The 21,328-nt window shown below is 56.3% G+C and carries 18 protein-coding genes; 3 read left to right on the top strand and 15 right to left on the bottom strand.

Going from position 1 to position 21,328, the window contains the following annotated elements; genetic code table 11:
* The first annotated feature begins 54 nt into the window (after positions 1 to 54).
* Together PGH32_RS13455 and mutS are read left to right on the top strand one after the other, a co-directional pair.
* Complete coding sequence (locus tag PGH32_RS13455) at positions 55 to 1,338, top strand: CitMHS family transporter (RefSeq protein WP_337894629.1); 1,284 nt, start codon at positions 55 to 57, stop codon at positions 1,336 to 1,338.
* A 407-nt stretch (positions 1,339 to 1,745) separates the two neighbouring features.
* Positions 1,746 to 4,307 (top strand): DNA mismatch repair protein MutS, encoded by a 2,562-nt coding sequence (gene mutS / locus PGH32_RS13460; RefSeq protein WP_337894304.1) that lies wholly within the window; start codon positions 1,746 to 1,748, stop codon positions 4,305 to 4,307.
* Between the two features lie 196 nt (positions 4,308 to 4,503).
* On the opposite strand, the gene narI is transcribed toward mutS, so the two are convergent.
* The 5 genes from narI to PGH32_RS13485 are packed head-to-tail and all read right to left on the bottom strand — an operon-like array spanning position 4,504 to position 12,631.
* Complete coding sequence (narI, locus tag PGH32_RS13465; protein ID WP_314426106.1) at positions 4,504 to 5,181, bottom strand: respiratory nitrate reductase subunit gamma; 678 nt, start codon at positions 5,179 to 5,181, stop codon at positions 4,504 to 4,506.
* 3 nt (positions 5,182 to 5,184) lie between these two features.
* Entirely contained in the window at positions 5,185 to 5,907 is a 723-nt protein-coding gene (gene narJ, locus PGH32_RS13470; RefSeq protein ID WP_337894305.1) for a nitrate reductase molybdenum cofactor assembly chaperone, read from the bottom strand.
* Positions 5,904 to 7,448: a nitrate reductase subunit beta gene (gene narH / locus PGH32_RS13475; protein ID WP_314426102.1), complete on the bottom strand. Its 1,545-nt coding sequence runs from the start codon at positions 7,446 to 7,448 to the stop codon at positions 5,904 to 5,906. The genes narJ and narH overlap by 4 nt, the downstream gene beginning before the upstream one ends.
* Positions 7,445 to 11,206, bottom strand: coding sequence for a nitrate reductase subunit alpha (locus PGH32_RS13480; RefSeq protein ID WP_337894306.1), 3,762 nt, complete (start codon positions 11,204 to 11,206; stop codon positions 7,445 to 7,447). The genes narH and PGH32_RS13480 overlap by 4 nt, the downstream gene beginning before the upstream one ends.
* A gap of 36 nt (positions 11,207 to 11,242) precedes the next feature.
* Positions 11,243 to 12,631, bottom strand: coding sequence for a NarK family nitrate/nitrite MFS transporter (locus PGH32_RS13485; protein WP_337894307.1), 1,389 nt, complete (start codon positions 12,629 to 12,631; stop codon positions 11,243 to 11,245).
* Between the two features lie 324 nt (positions 12,632 to 12,955).
* On the opposite strand from PGH32_RS13485, the gene narL reads away from it, so the two are divergent.
* Positions 12,956 to 13,609 carry a two-component system response regulator NarL gene (gene narL / locus PGH32_RS13490; RefSeq protein WP_314426095.1) on the top strand — a complete coding sequence of 218 codons (654 nt, stop codon included), beginning with the start codon at positions 12,956 to 12,958 and terminating at the stop codon, positions 13,607 to 13,609.
* Between the two features lie 72 nt (positions 13,610 to 13,681).
* On the opposite strand, the gene rpoS is transcribed toward narL, so the two are convergent.
* The 10 genes from rpoS to cysC form a co-directional block, all read right to left on the bottom strand.
* The gene (gene rpoS, locus PGH32_RS13495; RefSeq protein WP_314426092.1) at positions 13,682 to 14,674 is read right to left on the bottom strand and encodes an RNA polymerase sigma factor RpoS; all 993 of its coding nucleotides are present in this window, start codon (positions 14,672 to 14,674) and stop codon (positions 13,682 to 13,684) included.
* 49 nt (positions 14,675 to 14,723) lie between these two features.
* Entirely contained in the window at positions 14,724 to 15,806 is a 1,083-nt protein-coding gene (nlpD, locus tag PGH32_RS13500) for a murein hydrolase activator NlpD (RefSeq protein ID WP_314426089.1), read from the bottom strand.
* 159 nt (positions 15,807 to 15,965) lie between these two features.
* Complete coding sequence (locus PGH32_RS13505; protein ID WP_314426086.1) at positions 15,966 to 16,595, bottom strand: protein-L-isoaspartate(D-aspartate) O-methyltransferase; 630 nt, start codon at positions 16,593 to 16,595, stop codon at positions 15,966 to 15,968.
* Positions 16,589 to 17,350, bottom strand: a complete 762-nt coding sequence (gene surE / locus PGH32_RS13510; RefSeq protein ID WP_337894308.1) for a 5'/3'-nucleotidase SurE — start codon at positions 17,348 to 17,350, stop codon at positions 16,589 to 16,591. Before surE ends, PGH32_RS13505 begins: the two co-directional genes overlap by 7 nt.
* Before the next feature lie 207 nt (positions 17,351 to 17,557).
* A complete protein-coding gene (truD, locus tag PGH32_RS13515) occupies positions 17,558 to 18,607 on the bottom strand; it encodes a tRNA pseudouridine(13) synthase TruD (RefSeq protein ID WP_314426081.1) in 1,050 nt (349 codons plus the stop codon).
* 2 nt (positions 18,608 to 18,609) lie between these two features.
* Positions 18,610 to 19,083 carry a 2-C-methyl-D-erythritol 2,4-cyclodiphosphate synthase gene (ispF, locus tag PGH32_RS13520; protein ID WP_123330897.1) on the bottom strand — a complete coding sequence of 158 codons (474 nt, stop codon included), beginning with the start codon at positions 19,081 to 19,083 and terminating at the stop codon, positions 18,610 to 18,612.
* Positions 19,083 to 19,802 (bottom strand): 2-C-methyl-D-erythritol 4-phosphate cytidylyltransferase, encoded by a 720-nt coding sequence (gene ispD / locus PGH32_RS13525; protein ID WP_337894309.1) that lies wholly within the window; start codon positions 19,800 to 19,802, stop codon positions 19,083 to 19,085. The genes ispF and ispD overlap by 1 nt, the downstream gene beginning before the upstream one ends.
* 8 nt (positions 19,803 to 19,810) lie before the next feature.
* Entirely contained in the window at positions 19,811 to 20,125 is a 315-nt protein-coding gene (ftsB, locus tag PGH32_RS13530; RefSeq protein WP_314426076.1) for a cell division protein FtsB, read from the bottom strand.
* 193 nt (positions 20,126 to 20,318) lie between these two features.
* Positions 20,319 to 20,639, bottom strand: coding sequence for a DUF3561 family protein (locus PGH32_RS13535; protein WP_314426074.1), 321 nt, complete (start codon positions 20,637 to 20,639; stop codon positions 20,319 to 20,321).
* 83 nt (positions 20,640 to 20,722) lie between these two features.
* A complete protein-coding gene (gene cysC, locus PGH32_RS13540) occupies positions 20,723 to 21,328 on the bottom strand; it encodes an adenylyl-sulfate kinase (RefSeq protein ID WP_314426072.1) in 606 nt (201 codons plus the stop codon).

The raw sequence follows: 21,328 nt of genomic DNA on the forward strand, positions 1-21,328 counted from the left end.
AAGGATAATAATATGTATCTTGCCCTGATTGGTTATGCACTTATTGCATGCCTGATGTTTTTCCTGATTAAAGGAAAAGCTACCCCCATCTCTTTATTTATTTTTCTTTCTATTATCGCCGGGTTTTGCGCAGGCTATACGCCGATGCAGATGAATGATTACATCATGAAAGGCGTGATGCAAACCGCGCCTAACGCGGTGTTATTTACTTTCTCAATTATATTTTTCAGTATTGTCACCGATGCCGGAGTATTCCAGCCGCTGGTTAACTGGCTGACCAAGATTGCCGGCAACAGCGTGGTGGCGATTGTGGTGGTAACCGGATGCATCGCGACTATTGCGCACCTTGACGGCTCATCCGTGCCGACGGTGCTGATCACCATTGGTGCCATGCTGCCAATCTATAAGCAGTTTGGCATCAGGCCGGTGGTGCTGTTATGCATGCTGGCCGCGGGGATGGGCGTGACGAACTTTACGCCGTGGGCCGGTCCGCTGGCGCGCGTTGCTGCCGTGTCCGGTCTTGATGTCAATGCCCTCTACCACCAGCTGATCCCCACGCAGGTGATTGGACTGGTCTGTATGATTGTACTGGGGCTGTATCTGGGCCTGCAGGAAAAACGGCGCATTGCTCGTGGCCTGCCGATCCCGGAGGCCGCGCTGGAGCCGGAGAAGGTGACGGGTAAAGGCCACCATCAGGAGAATGGCACGCCAAACCGCCTGCTGTTTGCCCTTAACGTCACGCTGGTAGTCGGCGCAACGCTCCTGCTGCTCATTACCCATATCCAGGCCTACATTATCTTTATGTGCGCGTTTTCCGCCGCGATGATTTTTAACTATCCCACCCTCAAGGCGCAGGAAGGCGTGATGAAAAAATACGCTTACTCTGCCTATATGATTTCCGGCACGGTGATGGCGGCGGGGGTGTTCGTCGGTATTTTAAGCGGCGGTGGCGATGCCTCGATCCTGACGGAGATGGCTGACGTTGTACTCCACGTCATGCCCGATGCCTTAGGTTCCCATCTGCACATCATTATGGGACTCCTCGGCGGATTGATTGGTTTTGTAATTGGCCCGGACGCCTTCTTTTACGGCATCTATCCTCTGGTCGCCAAGGTCGGTACCAATTACGGCTTAAGCTGGGAAGAAATGGGGCTGACGATGGTGGTGGGGAAAAATATCACCATGATGCTCAGTCCGGTATTTGCAACCACCTACTTAGCGATTGGCCTGGCCGGCGTTGAATTGAAAGATCATATCCGTTTTTCCTTCTTACCTGTCGTGGTGTTCTCGTTTGTGATGGTGTTCTCACTGGTCCTGACCAATACGGTTCCACTTTAAGCTATTGGCCTGACACCCTTCTCCTCTGCGACCCGGCGGACCCTGCCCGAAAGCGACAGGTCCGCCACTATACCGACCGCTCTTTCGCGCATTCACTTTTCCCGCCTCCGGCAATCTGACAGCATCACAGCATCACAACCTGCCATCCGTGCCCGATGCTCCTCAATAGCGACGCTCTCCGAACCTGATGCAAAGTTTGCGGCAAGCCTTCCGTTATTACCTGTGACAGCCCGTTGGTCCCTGGGCTACTATAGCGGTTGATAACGATGCATATCGCTGAGCCGGGTTAAGCGATTGATTTTAAATCGCAACTACCCGCCGAATTGTGCGTTATTTTAAGCAACATCGTGATACCAACGAAAACAATAAAATCACATTACACTTTAAATTCAATGGATTATCAAACCATGTCCGTGACTGACAACAAGAATCTCGATTCCCATACCCCCATGATGCAGCAGTACCTGCGGCTGAAAGCGGAACATCCTGAAATTCTGATGTTCTACCGTATGGGCGACTTTTACGAGCTGTTTTACGACGATGCCAAACGCGCCTCTCAGCTGCTGGAAATCTCGCTGACCAAACGCGGAGCCTCTGCCGGTGAGCCGATCCCCATGGCGGGCGTGCCCTATCACGCCGTGGAAAACTATCTGGCTAAGCTGGTGCAGCTGGGCGAATCCGTCGCGATTTGTGAGCAGGTCGGCGATCCGGCGCTGAGCAAAGGTCCGGTTGAGCGTAAGGTGGTGCGCATTGTCACCCCGGGAACGATCAGCGATGAGGCACTGCTGCAGGAGCGCCAGGATAACCTGCTGGCGGCAATCTGGCAGAGCGCACGCGGGTTTGGCTACGCCACCCTGGATATCAGCTCCGGCCGTTTCCGTGTGGCAGAACCGGAAGACCAGGAAACCATGGCGGCAGAACTGCAGCGCTCCAACCCGGCTGAACTGTTGTACCCGGAAGATTTTCCGTCAATGGCGCTGATTGAAAACCGTCGCGGCCTGCGCCGTCGCCCGCTGTGGGAGTTTGAGCTGGACACTGCCCGCCAACAGCTTAACCTGCAGTTCGCCACCCGCGATTTAAGCGGCTTTGGCGTAGAACAGGCGCACCAGGCGCTGCGTGCCGCTGGCTGCCTGCTGCAGTACGTGAAAGATACCCAGCGCACTTCGCTGCCGCACATCCGTTCGCTGACCATGGAGCGCCAGCAGGACAGCATCATTATGGATGCGGCCACCCGGCGAAACCTTGAAATCACCCAGAACCTCTCCGGCGGCATTGAAAATACGCTGGCTTCGGTGTTGGATAAAACCGTCACGCCTATGGGCAGCCGCATGCTGAAGCGCTGGCTGCACAGCCCCGTGCGCAACGTGCAGGTGATTACCCAGCGTCAGCAAAGTATCGCCGCCCTGCAGGATCTCAACGATGAACTGTCGCCGCTGCTGCGTCAGGTCGGCGATCTTGAGCGAATTCTGGCACGTCTGGCCCTGCGCACCGCACGCCCGCGCGACCTGGCCCGCATGCGCCATGCCTTCCAGCAGCTGCCGCTGCTGAACCAGGTGCTGGAAAATAATCAGACCGGCCATCTGCAAACCCTGCGCAGCCAGATGGGTGAGTTCGCAGAACTGCGCGAACTGCTTGAGCGCGCGATTATCGAAACCCCACCGGTACTGGTACGCGACGGCGGCGTCATCGCCCCGGGGTATAACGAAGAGCTGGATGAATGGCGGGCGCTAGCCGACGGCGCCACCGACTACCTGGATCGGCTGGAAATCCGCGAACGTGACAAACTCGGCCTGGATACGCTGAAGGTCGGGTTCAATGCCATTCACGGTTACTACATTCAGGTCAGCCGTGGCCAGAGCCATCAGGTGCCGATCCACTATGTCCGCCGCCAGACGCTGAAAAACGCCGAACGCTATATCATCCCCGAGCTGAAGGAGTATGAAGACAAAGTTCTGACCTCCAAAGGCAAAGCGCTGACGCTGGAAAAAGCCCTGTATGAGCAGCTGTTCGACACGCTGCTTCCGCACCTTGAAGCGTTGCAGGTGAGCGCCGCGGCGCTGGCCGAACTGGACGTGCTGAGTAACCTGGCCGAACGCGCCTGGACGCTGAACTACAGCTGCCCGACGCTGAGCGATAAAGTGGGGATTAAGCTGACCGGCGGACGCCATCCGGTGGTTGAACAGGTGCTGAAAGAGCCGTTTATCGCTAACCCGCTGTCGCTTTCGCCGCAGCGTCGCATGCTGATCGTCACCGGCCCCAATATGGGCGGTAAAAGTACCTATATGCGCCAGGCGGCGCTGATCACGCTGATGGCCTGTATCGGCAGCTTTGTTCCGGCGGAACAGGCGGTGATTGGTCCGGTAGACCGAATTTTCACCCGCGTCGGTGCGGCGGACGATCTGGCATCAGGCCGTTCCACCTTTATGGTCGAAATGACCGAAACCGCGAATATCCTGCACAACGCTACCGAGTACAGCCTGGTGCTGATGGATGAAATTGGCCGTGGCACCTCCACCTATGATGGCCTGTCGCTGGCCTGGGCTTGCGCGGAAAGTCTGGCCACCCGCATTAAAGCGATGACGCTGTTTGCCACCCACTATTTCGAGCTGACCACGCTGCCGGATCAGATTGAAGGGGTGGCGAATGTCCATCTTGATGCCGTTGAGCACGGCGATACCATCGCCTTTATGCACAGCGTGCAGGACGGTGCGGCCAGCAAAAGCTACGGGCTGGCGGTTGCTGCGCTGGCGGGCGTGCCTAAGGATGTGATTAAGCGTGCGCGGCAGAAGCTGAAAGAGCTCGAAGCCCTTTCCGGCAACGCAGCCGCGACCCGGGCCGATGGTTCGCAGCTGCCTCTGCTGGTGGAAGAGACGTCGCCCGCCGTCGAGGCGCTGGAAGCGCTCGATCCTGATACGCTGTCGCCGCGCCAGGCGCTGGAGTGGATTTACCGCCTGAAATCGCTGGTTTAATCCGGCATTCCCTGGCGCAGGTTGATAAGCTGCTCCGGAAACTCTGCCTCGCAGCGGATCTGGGTAGAAATCAACCAGGGGTTTACGCGCCAGCTCACCGTGATGGGCCTGAGGGAGCTGCCTGCGGGCTGGGGTTATAACGCACAAAAAAACGGGCTGGTAGATACCAGCCCGTTTTTTATTTCACCGTTTCTTTTCAGCGGCGGTTACGCACCAACTGGTAGCGGCGGGTGAGGTACTCCACCGGCGCACTCCAGATATGCACCAGGCGACAGAACGGGAACAACAGGAACAGCGTCATGCCCAGTACCATGTGCACGCGGTAAATAAATGCCACGCCTTCCAGGTGCTGTGAGGCTCCGCCGTGGAAGGTCACTACGGCCTGTGCCCAACCCACCAGCTTCATCATCTCTAAACCATCAGCATGCTGTGCCGAGAATGGAATGGTCAGCAGCCCCAGCGCAGCCTGAATCACCAGCAGCGTCAGGATCATAATGTCAGCAAAGCTGCTGGTTGCCCGCACGCGAACGTTAGTCAGACGGCGCTTCAGCAGCAGGCCACCGCCGATCAGCGTCATGGCACCACAGATACCCCCGGCAATCATTGCCAGCTGCTGCTTGGCGGCAATCGGCAGAAACGACTGATACACCCAGTGCGGAGTCAGCAGGCCCACAATATGGCCGAAGAAAATACCGAGGATCCCGATGTGGAACAGGTTAGAGGCCAGCCGCATGCCTTTTTTACTCAGCATCTGACTTGAGCCTGCCCGCCAGCTGTACTGGCCGTAATCATAGCGCAGCCAGCTTCCTACCAGAAATACCGTACCGGCCAGATAGGGGTAGATATCAAAAAAGAACATATTTAAAAATTGCATAACCTACTCTCCCCTTGTCTGGCTGAGTGTCGAAACGTCGAGATACTGCGGGGTTACTGCTCCCGCGAAACGGCGCTGATGTGTGGCAGTACAGCCTTCACCCTGTGGGTTCATGCGGGCAATAAAGGACACCTGCTCCTCTTCCCATACCGCATCAAGTGCCTGTGGCGTATCGTCACGCGTTTCGCCGGCAACCTGAGACTGTAGCGATTGCGGGCTGGCACTGCTGCCGGACAGATCCAGCAGCAGCGGGAACAGCCGGGCATAAGCACTGCCGCGCTGTTCCAGCCGGGCGCCCAGAAGCGCCAGGATAGGCGCCACGTCCTGCAGACCCTGTCGAACGCGGTCCATCCCGCCCTGAGCCAGGTATTCCAGATAAAGCGGCAGATGATCCGGCAGTTCGCGGGCATCCAGCTCCAGGCCATCGGCACGGTACTGCTCCATCAGATCAACCATGGCCTGGCCGCGATCGCGTGATTCCCCGTGCACATGCTCAAACAGCAGCAGCGAGGTAGCACGCCCACGATCGAACAGTTCACAGTAATCGGATTGCAGATCCAGCAGCGGTCGTTCTGCACACTGGCAGATAAACTCTGCCAGCAGGGTTTTGTGCTCGCGAGTGAGTTCATTCGCTTCCTGCAGCGCAGTCAGCAGCTCTTCCTGATGATCGAAGAGTTCCTGCTCCGGGTAATCCAGCAGGCGGGCGATAAGGCGTATCGCAATCATGATGCATCTTCCTCCCGCTGGGTTTTCACCGACACGTCAATCGCATCAATACGGTGGCTGTTAAACAGGTTGAACTTCACGTCGCTGCCGTGGCAGCCGTCGCCAAAGCTGAAACCACAGCCTTTGCTTTCAGGGAAGGCTTCACGCGCCTGCTCCCGGTGGCTGGACGGGATCACGAAGCGATCCTCATAGTTGGCAATCGCCAGATAGCGATACATTTCCTGCGCCTGAGACTCGGTCAGTCCCACCTGCTCCAGCGCGCTGACGTCGTGTACGCCGTCAACGGTTTCGGCACGCTTATAGTGACGCATGGCCAGCATACGTTTCAGCGCCAGCAGCACCGGTGCGGTATCCCCTGCGGTCAACAGATTGGCAAGGTACTGCACGGGAATACGCAGGCTTTCCACGTCCGGCAGAACGCCGTTGTGCGCCAGCTGTCCCGCATCCGCGACAGACTGAATCGGAGACAGCGGCGGCACATACCACACCATTGGTAACGTGCGATACTCCGGGTGCAGTGGCAGCGCCAGCTTCCAGTCCATCGCCATTTTGTACACCGGTGAGCGCTGAGCCGCGTCGATCACGCCCTGCGGTACGCCGTCCTTAAGTGCCTGCTCAATGACCGCCGGATCGTTAGGATCGAGGAAGACATCCAGCTGGCTCTGGTAGAGATCTTTTTCATTCTCCACCGAGGCGGCCTGTTCAATACGATCGGCGTCATAGAGCAGCACGCCGAGATAGCGAATGCGGCCCACGCAGGTTTCAGAACACACGGTCGGCGCGCCGGATTCAATGCGCGGATAGCAGAAAATGCATTTTTCCGATTTGCCGCTTTTCCAGTTGAAGTAGATCTTTTTGTAAGGACAGCCGGTCAGGCACATGCGCCAGCCGCGGCATTTGTCCTGATCGATCAGTACGATGCCATCTTCGCCACGTTTGTAGATTGCGCCGCTTGGGCAGGTGGCTACACATGCCGGGTTCAGGCAGTGTTCACACAGGCGCGGCAGATACATCATGAAGGTGTTTTCGAACTGTCCGTACATCTCCTTCTGGATGTGAGCAAAGTTGGCATCTTTCGAGCGCTTGCTGAACTCGCCGCCGAGAATTTCCTCCCAGTTGGGACCATTCTCAATTTTCTTCATCCGCTCGCCGGTAATCAGCGAACGCGGGCGGGCGATAGGCTGATGTTTACCTGCCGGTGCGTTATGCAGATGCTGATAGTCGAAATCAAACGGCTCGTAGTAGTCGTCCAACTCCGGCACATGCGGGTTGGCAAAGATTTTCGACAGCAGGCCAACGCGACTTCCCATGCGCGGCTCCAGCTTGCCGTTAATCTTGCGGATCCAGCCGCCCTTCCATTTTTCCTGATCTTCCCAGGCGTGAGGGAAGCCCACGCCCGGTTTGCTTTCTACGTTGTTGAACCAGGCGTACTCCATCCCTTCCCGGCTGGTCCAGACGTTTTTACAGGTCACTGAGCAGGTGTGGCAGCCAATGCATTTGTCGAGATTCAATACCATCCCGACCTGTGAACGAATTTTCATTTAGCGACCTCCTGCTGGCTACCCTGGCAATCATCGTTGCCTTCACCATCTAACCAGTTAATATTATTCATTTTTCTGACTATGACGAACTCGTCACGGTTAGAGCCAACGGTACCGTAATAGTTGAAACCGTAGGACTGATGCGCATATCCACCGATCATATGCGTCGGTTTCGGGCATACGCGCGTCACCGAGTTATGAATACCACCGCGCTGCTGGGTGGTTTCCGCGCCGGGAATATTCACCAGACGTTCCTGAGCGTGATACATCATGGTCATGCCGGCAGGGACGCGCTGGCTGACTACCGCCCTGGCCGTGAGTGCACCGTTGGCGTTAAAGGCCTCAATCCAGTCGTTATCCTCAATGCCTAGCTGCTTCGCATCATCCTCGCTCAGCCAGACAATCGGGCCACCGCGCGACAGCGTCAGCATCAGCAGGTTTTCACTGTAGGTTGAGTGAATCCCCCACTTCTGGTGCGGCGTAATGAAGTTCAGCGCCATTTCCGGGTTGCCATTTGGCTTGCGGTTCATCAGCGGTTGAACGGTACGCGTATCGATCGGTGGGCGGTAAACAAGCAGGCTCTCGCCAAAATCACGCATCCACTGGTGATCCTGATACAGCTGCTGACGGCCGGTCAGCGTACGCCATGGGATCAGCTCGTGAACGTTGGTATAGCCGGCGTTATAGGACACATGCTCATCTTCCAGGCCGGACCAGGTCGGGCTGGAGATGATTTTTCGCGGCTGAGCCTGAATATCGCGGAAGCGGATTTTTTCATCCTCTTTATTCAGCGCCAGATGCGTATGATCGCGCCCGGTGAATTCACCCAACGCCTTCCAGGCTTTTACTGCAACCTGGCCGTTGGTTTCCGGTGCCAGCGACAGAATGACCTCGGCGGCATCAATCGCGGTGTCAATATTAGGTCGACCCGCTGCCGGGCCATCGCCTTTGACATAGTTGAGTTTTTTAAGGAAATCGACCTCGGTCTGGGTATTCCAGCTGATGCCCTTACCGCCGTTACCCAGCTTATCGAGTAGCGGTCCGAGAGAGGTAAAGCGCTCATACGTCGACGGATAATCACGCTCCACGACCATCAGATGCGGTGCGGTTTTACCCGGGATCAGATCGCACTCGCCCTTATGCCAGTCCTGCACGCCCAGCGGCTGCGCCAGTTCGGCTGCGGAGTCATGCTGCATAGGCAGAGTGACGACATCGGTTTCAATGCCAAGATGACCAACGCAAAGCTCTGAGAACCGCTTCGCTATGCCCTTATAAATTTCCCAGTCGCTGCGCGATTCCCAGGCAGGGTCGACGGCGGCAGACAGCGGATGAATAAACGGATGCATATCCGAGGTATTCATATCGTCTTTTTCATACCAGGTTGCCGTTGGCAGCACAATATCGGAGTACAGGCAGGTACTCGACATGCGGAAGTCGAGAGTTACCACCAGGTCGAGCTTGCCCTTGCCCGGATTGTCGCGCCATTCCACCTCTTCCGGTTTCACAGCCCCCTGCTCACCCAGATCCTCGCCGAGCACGCCGCTTTCGGTACCCAGCAGGTACTTGAGCAGGTATTCGTGGCCTTTACCGGATGAACCCAGCAGGTTAGAACGCCAGACAAACAGATTGCGCGGGAAGTTCTGCGGATCGTCGGGCTGCTCGGCGGCAAACCGCACTGAGCCATCCTTCAAACCGGCTACGGTATAGTCAGCCGGAGAGACGCCTGCCGCTTTCGCTTTTGCCGCCAGATGCAGCGGGTTAACGTTCAGCTGAGGTGCCGATGGCAGCCAACCCATACGTTCAGAACGCACGTTGAAGTCGATCAGGCTGCCGGTATAGCGTGATTTATCCGCCAGCGGTGACAGCAGTTCGTCGGTTTGCAGGCTCTCGTAGCGCCACTGGCTGGAATGATTGTAGAAGAACGAAGTACCGTTCATATGGCGCGGCGGACGCTGCCAGTCCAGGCCAAAGGCCAGCGGCAGCCAGCCGGTTTGCGGGCGGAGTTTCTCCTGGCCAACATAGTGCGCCCATCCCCCTCCGCTCTGGCCCACGCAGCCGCAGAACACCAGCATATTAATCAGCCCGCGGTAGTTCATGTCCATGTGGTACCAGTGGTTCAAACCGGCACCGACGATAATCATTGAGCGACCACGGGTTTTTTCAGCGGTTTCCGCAAACTCGCGTGCGATACGGATGGTATTTTGACGCGGTACACCGGTGATCAGCTCGGCCCACGCCGGGCTGTAAGCCTTCACTTCATCATAGTTTGCCGCACAGTTAGCATCGTTCATGCCGCGTTCAACGCCGTAGTTCGCCAGCGTCAGGTCGTAAACGCTGGTAACCAGCGCGGTGCTGCCGTCAGCCAGCTGCAGGCGCTTAACCGGCAGTTTATGCAGCAGGATTTCATCCAGCACAACGGTGTTGAAGTCCTGAACTTCGGTACCACCAAAGTAAGGGAAACCAACGTCAACGATGTCATCGTGCTTATCCAGCAGGCTCAGCTGCAGTTCAACTTCCTGCTGATCCTTACCTTCGCGCTGTTCAAGGTTCCATTTGCCCTTCTCGCCCCAGCGGTAGCCAATCGATCCCTGTGGCGCAACCAGCTCGCCGTTAGCTTCGTTGATGGCAATGGTTTTCCACTGCGGGTTATTTTCCTGACCCAGGCCGTCAACCAGATCGCTGGCGCGCAGCATACGTCCGGCAGCGTAGTAGCCGCCGTCGCGCGGCTCCAGCATCACCAGCATCGGCATATCAGTGTAGGTACGAACGTAGTTACGGAAGTACTCCACCTGACGCTGCTGATGGAACTCAGTCAGCATGACGTGGCCCATCGCCATCGCCAGCGCGCTGTCGGTGCCCTGTTTAGGTGCCAGCCACTGATCGCAAAGCTTGGCGATTTCAGCATAGTCCGGGGTGATGGCGACGGTCTTGGTGCCTTTGTAGCGTACTTCGGTAAAGAAGTGCGCATCCGGGGTACGCGTCTGAGGAACGTTGCTTCCCCACGCCATAATGTAGGAGGAGTTGTACCAGTCCGCGGACTCGGGGACGTCAGTCTGCTCACCCCAGGTCATCGGTGATGCCGGAGGCAGGTCACAGTACCAGTCATAGAAGCTCAGGCAGGTACCGCCAATTAACGACAGGTAGCGCGAACCCGAGGCGTAGGAAACCATCGACATCGCCGGGATCGGGGAAAAACCAATAATGCGGTCAGGGCCGAAGGTTTTCGCGGTATAAACGTTAGCGGCAGCAATCAGCTCATTGACCTCCTGCCAGCTGGAGCGCACGAAGCCCCCGCGCCCGCGGGCCGCTTTATAACTGGTGGCCTGTTCGGCATCTTCCACAATCGACTGCCACGCCAGTACCGGATCGCTGTGACGCGCTTTCGCTTTGCGCCAGAGCGTAATCAGGCTTTTACGCATCAGAGGATATTTCAGGCGGTTCGCGCTGTATAAATACCAGGAATAGCTGGCGCCACGGGGACAGCCACGAGGCTCGTGGTTAGGCAGGTCCGGGCGCGTGCGCGGATAGTCAGTCTGCTGGGTTTCCCAGGTGACAAGGCCATTTTTAACATAGATTTTCCAGCTGCACGAACCGGTACAGTTCACTCCGTGGGTGGAACGAACAATTTTGTCATGCTGCCAGCGGCTACGATAACCATCTTCCCAGTCACGGTTGGTGTTCAGGGTTTGGCCATGATCGCCGGAGAAGGGTTCCGCCAGCTGTTTGAAATAGCGTAAACGATCCAGAAATTTGCTCATACGACTTGCTCCAAAAAGGAATGATATTTATCGCGCTTAGTTATTTTTTTTACGGCCGTAGACCAGCCAGGTAATCGCGATACAAACCAGGTAAAACACCAGGAAAACTTTCATGGCACCCGCGGGCGATCCGCTCATACTCAGCGAAAGACCGAAGGTCTGCGGAATAAAGAAGCCGCCCAGTGCGCCGATTGCGGAAATGAATCCCAGTGCGGCACTGGTTTCAGTGACGGCTTCACGCTGTGCGGTTTCATCACTACCGCCGGCGGCTTTAACGCGATCGAGGGTGAGTTTGCGGAAAATCACGGCGATCATCTGGAAGGTGGATCCACTGCCCAAACCGGCGGCGAAGAACAGCACCATAAAGACGCTGTAGAAGGCGATAAATGAACCGGAACTGCTTTCACCCGGCAGGGTCAGGAACAGTAATCCAGTGAATATTGCCATCACAATAAAGGTGAACAGCGAGACGCGGACCCCACCCAGACGATCGGAAATAATGCCGCCTGCAGAGCGTGCCAGCGCGCCGATGAACGGGCCAAAGAAGGCAAAATGCATGATCATCACATCCGGAAACTGTGTTTTAGACAGCATCGCGAAGCCGGCAGAAAAGCCGATGAACGATCCAAAGGTGCAGAGGTAAAGCAATGACAGCATCCACAGATGCCCACGTTTCAGTACCGGCAGCTGCTCACGCAGAGACGATTTTGCCGTTGCTAATTCGTTCATGCCAAACCAGGCTGCGAGCGTGGCGATCACCAACAGCGGCACCCAAATCCAGGCCGCATTTTCCAGCCAGATACCATAGCCAGAGCCGGACGTGCTGTCGCTAAGACCAACAAAAATCGCGGTTGAGATAGCCAGCGGCACCAGTAACTGCATGACGCTAACGCCCAGATTACCCAGCCCGCCGTTAATGCCCAGCGCACCACCCTGCATGGCCTTCGGGAAGAAGAAGCTGATGTTACCCATACTGGACGCGAAGTTGGCTCCGGCGAATCCGCAGAGCAGAGAAATGATGATGAATACGATATACGGGGTCGTGGTGTCCTGCACCGCAAAACCCAGCCAGACGCAAGGCAGTAAAAGAAAACAGGTACTGAAGGTCGTCCAGACCCGGCCGCCAAAGATAGGAATAACAAACGAGTAGGGTACGCGTAAAATCGCGCTGGAGATTGAAGGCAGTGCCGTCAGCAGAAAAAGCTGGTCGGTGGTAAAATTAAAGCCCACCTTGTTAAGGTTGACGGCGACGACGCTGAACAGCATCCAGACGCAAAAGGCAAGCATCAGACAAAATACTGAAATCCAGAGATTTCGGTTGGCGATTTTCTTACCGGTTGAGGCCCAGAACTGGGCATCTTCAGGCCGCCAGTCCTGGATAACTGCGCTTTTTTTCTTTCCTGGTGAAGGGATTGATTGGGACATATTTTTCTCGGTGCCGTTGTTTATGATGGCACCATCCTGCGCAGTAATGCCCCTCGTCGAATTGACGTATATCAACGAGCCTGCAGGTGAGGGGTAGCCCTGGCGGGATAACACCCCCAAAAAGAGTAGTGGAATTAAAATAAATTTACATTATTAATCAGACAGATATAAATAATAACGCGGTAGTTTATCAGGTTTATCATATAATCAGGATATTAAGTATTACCTCAAAAGAGGTATGGGTATTCTTCACCCAATCTAAGACAATAGTCCCAGCCGCTGTGAACCCTGCAGTTTTGCGCAATGAACAACCCGGAAGAATGGATGAATAAGAAACCTGCTCCCGCTACCGTACTGCTGATTGACGATCACCCCATGATTCGTACGGGCCTGAAGCAACTGATCGGCATGGATGAGCGCCTGAGAGTGATCGGAGAAGCGGGCAATGGTGCGGATGGCGTGCTGCTGGCGGAGAAAAACGACTACGATCTGATCCTGTTAGATCTGCATATGCCCGGTATGAACGGCCTGGAAACGCTTGAGCAGCTCAGAGCCATCGATGCCCGCGGCCGCATCGTTGTATTCAGCGTTTCAGATTACGAAGATGACGTGGTGCGCGCGCTGAAGCGCGGGGCTGATGGTTATCTGCTGAAGGATATGGAACCCGAAGCGTTGCTGAACTCACTGCATCGCGCTGCCGCCGGTGAAATGGTGCTCAGTGAAACGCTACCGCCGCTGCTGGCTGCCAGCCTGCGGCAGCAGAGGCCAAAAGAACAGCCCGAAATTGAACAGCTTACGGCCCGCGAGCGCGATATCCTTAAGCTTGTCGCCATGGGAATGAGCAATAAGCTGATCGCGCGCCGCCTGTGTATCAGTGAAAGCACGGTGAAGGTGCACGTTAAGCATATGCTGAAGAAATTACAGATGAAATCGCGGGTGGAGGCTGCCGTATGGTCTTTGCAGAACGGCTACAGCTGAAAAAATGGCAATAAAAAAGCGACGATCCAGGATCGTCGCTTTTCGCATTAACTCAATCAGGCAGATTCACAATTACTCGCGGAACAGTGCTTCGATGCTCAGCCCCTGCGCCTGCAGGATCTCACGCAGACGACGAAGGCCTTCAACCTGAATCTGGCGTACACGCTCGCGGGTCAGACCAATTTCGCGACCCACATCTTCCAGCGTGGCCGCTTCATAGCCCAACAGGCCGAAACGACGTGCCAGTACTTCACGCTGCTTGGCGTTCAGTTCGAACAGCCATTTGACGATGCTTTGCTTCATATCATCGTCCTGGGTGGTATCTTCCGGACCGTTGTCTTTCTCATCGGCCAGGATATCCAGCAGCGCTTTCTCAGAGTCTCCGCCCAATGGCGTATCGACTGAGGTAATGCGTTCGTTGAGGCGCAGCATCCGGCTTACGTCATCAACAGGTTTATCTAACTGCTCGGCAATCTCTTCCGCACTGGGCTCGTGATCGAGCTTATGGGAAAGTTCACGCGCGGTACGCAGATAAACGTTCAGCTCTTTCACGATGTGAATCGGCAGGCGGATGGTACGGGTTTGATTCATAATCGCCCGTTCAATCGTCTGACGAATCCACCAGGTGGCGTACGTGGAGAAACGGAACCCTCTTTCCGGGTCAAACTTCTCTACGGCGCGGATCAGGCCGAGGTTACCTTCTTCAATCAGGTCCAGCAGTGCAAGACCACGATTGCTGTAACGACGGGCGATTTTGACCACCAGACGCAGGTTGCTTTCAATCATTCGGCGACGTGAAGGAATGTCGCCACGAAGCGCCCGGCGGGCAAAGAAGACTTCTTCTTCCGCCGTTAACAGTGGGGAATATCCGATCTCCCCAAGATAGAGCTGCGTCGCGTCCAGCACGCGCTGTGTAGCGCCCTGCGACAGCAGTTCCTCTTCTGCTAAATCATTATCACCAGGTTCATTTCCGACAAGAGCCTTCTCATCAAAAACCTCAGCTCCGTTTTCGTCGAATTCCGCATCTTCATTTAACTCATTAACTTTCAGCGTATTCTGGCTCATAAGCGGCTCCTACCCGTGATTCCAGGGCAGAACACCAAGGTTCTGCCGGTTATCGCTGCGGTAAATAACGCAACGGGTTTACGGATTTCCCCTTGTAACGAATTTCAAAGTGCAATCTAACCGAACTCGTGCCGGTACTGCCCATGGTGGCTATTTTCTGACCCGCTTTAACCTCTTGTTGTTCGCGGACCAGCATAGTGTCGTTATGGGCGTAAGCACTCAGGTAGTCATCATTATGTTTGATGATTATCAGATTACCGTAGCCGCGCAGCGCATTCCCGGCATATACCACCCTACCTGAAGCGGTGGATACAACGGACTGACCACGTGAACCCGCGATATCGATACCTTTATTGCCGCCTTCGGAAGCAGAGAAGTTATCAATGATCTTACCGTCTGTCGGCCAACGCCAGCTTCCCACTGGGGTAGCGCTGTCCGTTGTGCTGCTGACGGTCGGGGCGGTAACCGGCGCTGTCGTCGTTGCAACAGTTGTGCCGGATGAAGGCAGCATTTTGCCTCCACTTCCTCCACTTGGAGTACCTGAATCCTCAGAATACGTAATAACCGGTTGCCGTGCAACAGGTGTCGGCTTCATTTGTGTACTGGAAGGAGGAGTCGTTACGCCACCTGCCGTTGCGTCCGCCACCGTAATGGCATTGCCACCGGTAATTGGCGTGCCGCCGCCGTTACCCACCTGGATCTGCTGGCCAACGTTGAGCCCGTAGGGCGCGGCGATATTATTGCGCTGCGCCAAATCGCGGAAATCATTGCCGGTAATCCACGCAATGTAGAACAGGGTGTCGCCGCGCTTAACGGTATAGCTGTCGCCGCTGTAGCTACCTTTCGGAATGTTCCCATAACTGCGGTTGTAAACTATGCGTCCGTTTTCCGTCACCACGTTCGGTGAAGAGGCCGAAGTCATTCCACCATTTGAAGACGATGGCGGACGGGCGGGAATAAAACCACCGCCGCCGCCGCCACTGCCTGAGCTGCTGAGCATGCCTGAATCATTACCGCCAACTGAACTGATGGGAGCCTGCGAATTATCGCTGGAACAACCTGCCAGCCAAAAACCTATCAATGAAACGGCCGCAATACGGCGCAACTTAAAAACCGGGCTTCCAGTGCTCATTCTTCCCCCATTACGGCAATGCTTTATTAACAACAGAACTGCGGCTGGGCTGATGGTTGACAGCATCTTCTGTCAGCCCGCGCGAATTATTCAGATACTAGCAATATCAACCACAACGTGCCATGAAACAGTTGTATTAATCTTTCTTAGCGGCCGCTCTCAGGCCAGATCGCCCTGCACCAGCGGGACGAAGCGAACGGGTTCAATCGTTTCAACCACAAACTCCCCGCTCCGGCGGCGAATGCGCTGCAAAACCTGCTGCTCTTCCCCCACCGGCAGAACCATAACCCCTCCCTCATCCAGCTGCGCCAGCAGAGCATCAGGGACCTCCGGCGGGGCAGCCGTGACGATAATCGCATCAAAGGGCCCCCGGGAACGCCAGCCCAGCCAGCCGTCACCGTGCCGGGTTGACACATTATGCAGGTCGAGCTGTTTCAGCCGGCGCTTGGCCTGCCACTGTAATCCTTTAATACGTTCCACCGAGCAAACATGTTCAACCAGATGCGCCAGAATCGCCGTCTGATAGCCGGAGCCGGTGCCGATTTCCAGCACCCGCGACTGCGGCGTCAGCTCCAGCAGCGCGGTCATCCTGGCGACCATGTAGGGCTGAGAAATGGTCTGTCCGGAGCCAATAGGCAGCGCCATATTGTCCCAGGCTTTATGCTCAAAGGCTTCATCAACAAAGCGCTCGCGCGGCACATCTTCTATAGCCTGCAGCAATCGCTCATCGTTAATGCCCTGCTTACGCAGCAGCGCAAGCAGCGTATCGATCCGGCCGCCGCTTACCATTGCTGGTTAACCTCAACGCTGGCCAGCCAGGAAGAAACAACCTCCTGTGCCGCATGGGCCGTCAGATCAACATGGAGAGCGGTAACGGAAACATAACCCTCATCAACCGCGGCAAAATCCGTACCCGGGCCCGCATCGAGCTTATCGCCCGGCGGCCCAATCCAGTACAGTGTATTACCGCGCGGATCCTGCTGTTCAATTGCCCTGTCGCTGGGATGGCGACTGCCGCAGCGCGTCACGCGAATCCCTTTGATCTGCTCCAGCGGCAAATCAGGCACGTTGATATTCAGGATTCGTCCGGTACGCAGCGGTTCACGCTCCAGCGCCCGCAAAATCGAACAGGTCACCGCCGCCGCCGTTTCATAGTGCTGATGCCCGTCCAGCGAGACCGCCAGCGCGGGCAGCCCCAGGTGACGTCCTTCCATCGCCGCCGCAACGGTCCCGGAGTAGATCACATCATCACCAAGGTTCGGCCCGGCATTAATTCCGGATACCACAATATCCGGCTTAGGGCGCATCAGGGTATTTACCCCAAGGTAAACACAGTCGGTAGGCGTTCCCATCTGCACGGCAATATCACCGTTGGGGTAGTCAAACGTGCGCAGTGGTGTTTCCAGCGTCAGCGAGTTTGACGCCCCGCTACGGTTACGATCGGGAGCAACAACCTGGACCTCAGCAAACTGGCGCAGCGCCTTTGCCAGCGCCTGAATACCGGGCGCATGGATACCATCGTCGTTACTCAACAAAATTCGCATTTAACACCTGACCTGTTTGATAATTTTTGTTCGCCCGATTCCCCAGCGAGGCGTGCTGACCGCTGGGCGTATGAAAAATACGCGGAATAAAAGGCGTGGCTGGAAGCCATTTTAGCTGGATGATTCGGGTTGTGGTAGGTGTAAGTTTCTGGTTTCAATCATCAAGCAGCTGCCGCCGAAGCGGCAGTGAAGTAGCAGGTCAGCGCGTTATTCATCAACCTCGTCGGCGCTGCCCTGCGGCAGCAGCAGTTCGCGCACCACGCTGGTGGCGAAGCTTCCCGCCGGTAGCCAGAAGTTCATCGCCAGCGTGGCATCATCCAGCCAGACCCATTGCAGGTCACGGGGGATTACCAGCATCGCGCGGCGCGCCGCTTCCACTTTCTCACGCGTCATCAGGTCGATTAACGCATTTTCCGATGCCAGAGAAGCCTGCTCCAGCGCCAGCGCATCCTCACGCGTGCCCCATTCACCGCTGCCCGGAAGCGGAGCGGTGATCCGCAGTTCGTTGTCGTCGACCCGCTGCTGCAGGGCCGCCAGCTCTTCCGCCTCGGCAACAAACCAGCTACCGCGTCCGGTCAGCTGAAGGGCATCGCCGTTTAACACCTTGGTCAACGAACCCTGCTGTGCCAGGCGATCGCTGACCACCTGATTAAACATTGCGCTGCGCGCCGCAGAGAGCAGGAAACTACGCTTGTTACGCTCGCGCACGCGGATTTCATCCGCTGCCCAGCGCTGCGCCATCTGCAGGTTGTTACCGTTATGACCAAACCGCTGGCTGCCGAAATAGTTGGGTACGCCACCAATAGCAATCTGCTTCAGGCGTTGCTCTACCGCATCACGATCGGTCACCTGGCGCAGCACCAGTCGGAAGGCGTTGCCCTGCAGCGCACCGGTACGCAGTTTGCGCCGATGCCGGGCGCTCTCCAGCACCTCCACACCTTCCAGCACAAATTTGCGCATATCCGGCGTTTCTTTCCCCGGCAGGCGCAGGCAGAACCACTGTTCGGTAACGGCGTGGCGATCCTTCATTCCGGCAAAGCTGGCATCGCGCGGATGAATACCGACGAATCTGGCCAGCGCTTCGGCCACGAAACGCGTGTTGCAGCCGGTTTTGCGAATGCGCACCAGCAGCTGTTCACCATCGCCGTCCGGGGCGTAGCCGAGATCCTCGACCACGACGAAATCTTCCGCCGCAGCCTTCAGCACGCCTTCTGCTGTAGGCTTACCGTACAGCCAGTTCTGCTTTGCTAAATCCATCTTCAGACCTTAATCAGCAGCGCGACGGCTTCACAGGCAATACCTTCACCGCGGCCGGTAAAGCCCAGCTTTTCGGTAGTGGTGGCCTTCACGTTGACCTCATCCATATGGATGCCCAGATCTTCAGCGATATTGATGCGCATCTGCGGCGTATGCGGCAGCATTTTCGGTGCCTGGGCAATAATCGTGACGTCAACGTTGCCCACGCGGTAGCCTTTCTTCTCGATCTGCCGCCACGCTTCGCGCAGCAGTTCGCGGCTGTCCGCGCCTTTATAGGCGGCGTCGGTATCCGGGAACAGTTTGCCGATATCGCCCAGTGCCGCAGCACCCAGCAGCGCGTCGGTCAGCGCATGCAGCGCCACGTCACCGTCGGAGTGGGCCAGTAATCCTTTTTCATAAGGGATACGCACGCCGCCAATAATCAGCGGGCCTTCGCCGCCAAAAGCGTGTACATCAAAACCGTGACCAATACGCATTATGCGTTCTCCTTATTATAAATTTGGGTCAGATAAAACTCGGCCAGCGCCAGATCTTCCGGCCGGGTTACTTTAAGATTATCACTGCGTCCGCTGACTAATTCCGGATGATAGCCGCAGTATTCTAAGGCAGAGGCTTCATCGGTGATGCTGGCACCTTCGCGCAGCGCGCGCTCCAGGCAATTTCGCAGCAGCACCAGCGGGAACAGCTGAGGCGTTAAGGCGTGCCACAGCGCCTCACGCTCAACCGTATGGGCAATGGTTTCAGCTCCGCTGGCCGTCGCCCGCTTCATGGTATCGCGCACCGGCGCGGCAAGAATGCCGCCGACGTCACTGCGCTGAGTCAGTTCCAGCAAGCGGGTCAGATCGCCGAGATGCAGACAGGGGCGGGCAGCATCGTGCACCAGCACCCACTGCGCGTTTTCAACCGCCTTTAAACCGGCCAGCACCGAATCAGCACGCTGGGCGCCGCCCGTGACCTGAACAATGCGCGGATCGTTGGCCAGCGGAAGCCGCGAAAAATGGACATCGTCGGGGCTCAGCACCACGATCGCCCTCGTCACTGCCGGATGCGCCAGCAGCGCATCAAGGCTGTGTTCAAGAATCGTTTTATTGCCGATCGAAAGGTACTGCTTGGGGCACTCAGACAGCATGCGGCTGCCGATCCCCGCAGCAGGCACAACGGCGATCACGCGCGGACAGGAGTCTGCAATGTTCATGGTTATCGTTACTGGTTGGTTGGCTGGCTTTGCTGCGCGTTTCGTTTGCTTTGATCCGGCACAAGGCGATAGAAAATCTCACCGGGTTTAATCATACCCAGTTCGTTGCGTGCGCGTTCCTCGATCGCTTCCGAACCGCCGTTAAGATCGTCGATTTCGGCAAACAGCTGATCGTTGCGCGCTTTAAGCTTGGCGTTATTGGTCTGCTGCACAGCAACATCCTCATTAACGCGCGTATAGTCATGAATGCCGTTCTTGCCCAGCCAGAGCGAATATTGCAGCCAGCCCAGTAATGCAAGTAACAGCAGCGTAAGTTTTCCCATCCCCGCCCCCTGAAAAACGGCTCAATCATCCCATAACTTTTACTACGACTCCACTCTGCCAGTGAAATAGAGCTGTTTTCTCAGACTATGACGCGGAAACGCGGCAAAAAGCACCAAAAGAGAGGTGATATCTGGCGCCTGTTAACGAAAAATTTTGTAACGCTGAGATGCGTTTGCACATCGGGTCACGCAGTCACCAGCCGGTTAGCTGGCTAAAGAGCAGCCAGAACAGGCAAACCACCACGATGACTGTTGCAAGCGTAGTCCAGATCAGATGCCCGCGCAGCACCACGCTGATTGCAATCCCGATCAGTACGGAAACCGGAAGCAGTGCAAGAAAAAAGGGCCAGGTGTAGAGGAAGAAAAACAGGGTGTTTGAACCGTACAGGGCAAACGTTGTTGCCAGGGCTACCCACCATGAAGCGAAGCCCACCACGCCGCCAGGAAATGGCCAGGAGGCCTCATCTTGATCGCCTTTGTCTTTTCTTGCCAGCAGAGGGGTGACGTTTTGCATAGATATCCCATTCACGCTTGAGCGGAACATCGAAACGATGCCCCACCGGAGTAACGCCCGCGAGGGCGTTAACCGTAGCTGTATCAGGGTTTGATAATATCGCGCTGGCGCAGCAGGTCTAATATCTGAAGGGTTAAATGTGTTACTAATTGTTCACCGTCAAGGTGGATATCAGCCCGCAGCGGCGCTTCGTAAACCGCGTCGATGCCGGTGAAATTTCGCAGCTCTCCGGCTCGGGCCTTTTTATACAGGCCTTTCGGGTCGCGTGCTTCACAAATCGCCAGCGGCGTATCCACAAACACCTCAATAAAGCGCCCTTCTCCCAACATCTCGCGCACCATATCCCGCTCGGCACGGTGCGGAGAAATAAACGCGGTGAGCACCAGCAGCCCGGCGTCCACCATCAGCTTCGCCACTTCCCCTACCCGGCGAATATTCTCCCGGCGATCGTCATCGCTGAAGCCCAGATCGCGGCACAGCCCGTGGCGCACGTTATCGCCATCCAGCAGATAGGTGCTAACGCCCAGGCGATGCAGTACCTGTTCCAGCGCACCGGCGACTGTGGATTTACCGGAGCCGGAAAGCCCGGTAAACCACAGTACCGCGCCCTGATGACCGTGCTGCCCTTCACGCTCTTCCCGGCTCACCGGATGATCGTGCCAGACGACATTCTCATCATGCAGGGCCAT

The sequence above is a fragment of the Erwinia sp. SLM-02 genome (assembly GCF_037450285.1).
Classification (GTDB): domain Bacteria; phylum Pseudomonadota; class Gammaproteobacteria; order Enterobacterales; family Enterobacteriaceae; genus Erwinia.

Coding starts and splice junctions, on each gene's coding strand:
- PGH32_RS13505 (WP_314426086.1), bottom strand. CDS start 16,595: ATGGTAAGCGGCGGCCGGATCGATACGCTGCTTGCGCTGCTGCGTAAG.
- narJ (WP_337894305.1), bottom strand. CDS start 5,907: ATGATTGCGATACGCCTTATCGCCCGCCTGCTGGATTACCCGGAGCAG.
- narI (WP_314426106.1), bottom strand. CDS start 5,181: ATGCAATTTTTAAATATGTTCTTTTTTGATATCTACCCCTATCTGGCC.
- cysC (WP_314426072.1), bottom strand. CDS start 21,328: ATGGCCCTGCATGATGAGAATGTCGTCTGGCACGATCATCCGGTGAGC.
- ispF (WP_123330897.1), bottom strand. CDS start 19,083: ATGCGTATTGGTCACGGTTTTGATGTACACGCTTTTGGCGGCGAAGGC.
- ftsB (WP_314426076.1), bottom strand. CDS start 20,125: ATGGGAAAACTTACGCTGCTGTTACTTGCATTACTGGGCTGGCTGCAA.
- mutS (WP_337894304.1), top strand. CDS start 1,746: ATGTCCGTGACTGACAACAAGAATCTCGATTCCCATACCCCCATGATG.
- narH (WP_314426102.1), bottom strand. CDS start 7,448: ATGAAAATTCGTTCACAGGTCGGGATGGTATTGAATCTCGACAAATGC.
- nlpD (WP_314426089.1), bottom strand. CDS start 15,806: ATGAGCACTGGAAGCCCGGTTTTTAAGTTGCGCCGTATTGCGGCCGTT.
- ispD (WP_337894309.1), bottom strand. CDS start 19,802: ATGAACATTGCAGACTCCTGTCCGCGCGTGATCGCCGTTGTGCCTGCT.
- narL (WP_314426095.1), top strand. CDS start 12,956: ATGAATAAGAAACCTGCTCCCGCTACCGTACTGCTGATTGACGATCAC.
- PGH32_RS13455 (WP_337894629.1), top strand. CDS start 55: ATGTTTTTCCTGATTAAAGGAAAAGCTACCCCCATCTCTTTATTTATT.
- surE (WP_337894308.1), bottom strand. CDS start 17,350: ATGCGAATTTTGTTGAGTAACGACGATGGTATCCATGCGCCCGGTATT.
- PGH32_RS13485 (WP_337894307.1), bottom strand. CDS start 12,631: ATGTCCCAATCAATCCCTTCACCAGGAAAGAAAAAAAGCGCAGTTATC.
- truD (WP_314426081.1), bottom strand. CDS start 18,607: ATGGATTTAGCAAAGCAGAACTGGCTGTACGGTAAGCCTACAGCAGAA.
- rpoS (WP_314426092.1), bottom strand. CDS start 14,674: ATGAGCCAGAATACGCTGAAAGTTAATGAGTTAAATGAAGATGCGGAA.
- PGH32_RS13535 (WP_314426074.1), bottom strand. CDS start 20,639: ATGCAAAACGTCACCCCTCTGCTGGCAAGAAAAGACAAAGGCGATCAA.
- PGH32_RS13480 (WP_337894306.1), bottom strand. CDS start 11,206: ATGAGCAAATTTCTGGATCGTTTACGCTATTTCAAACAGCTGGCGGAA.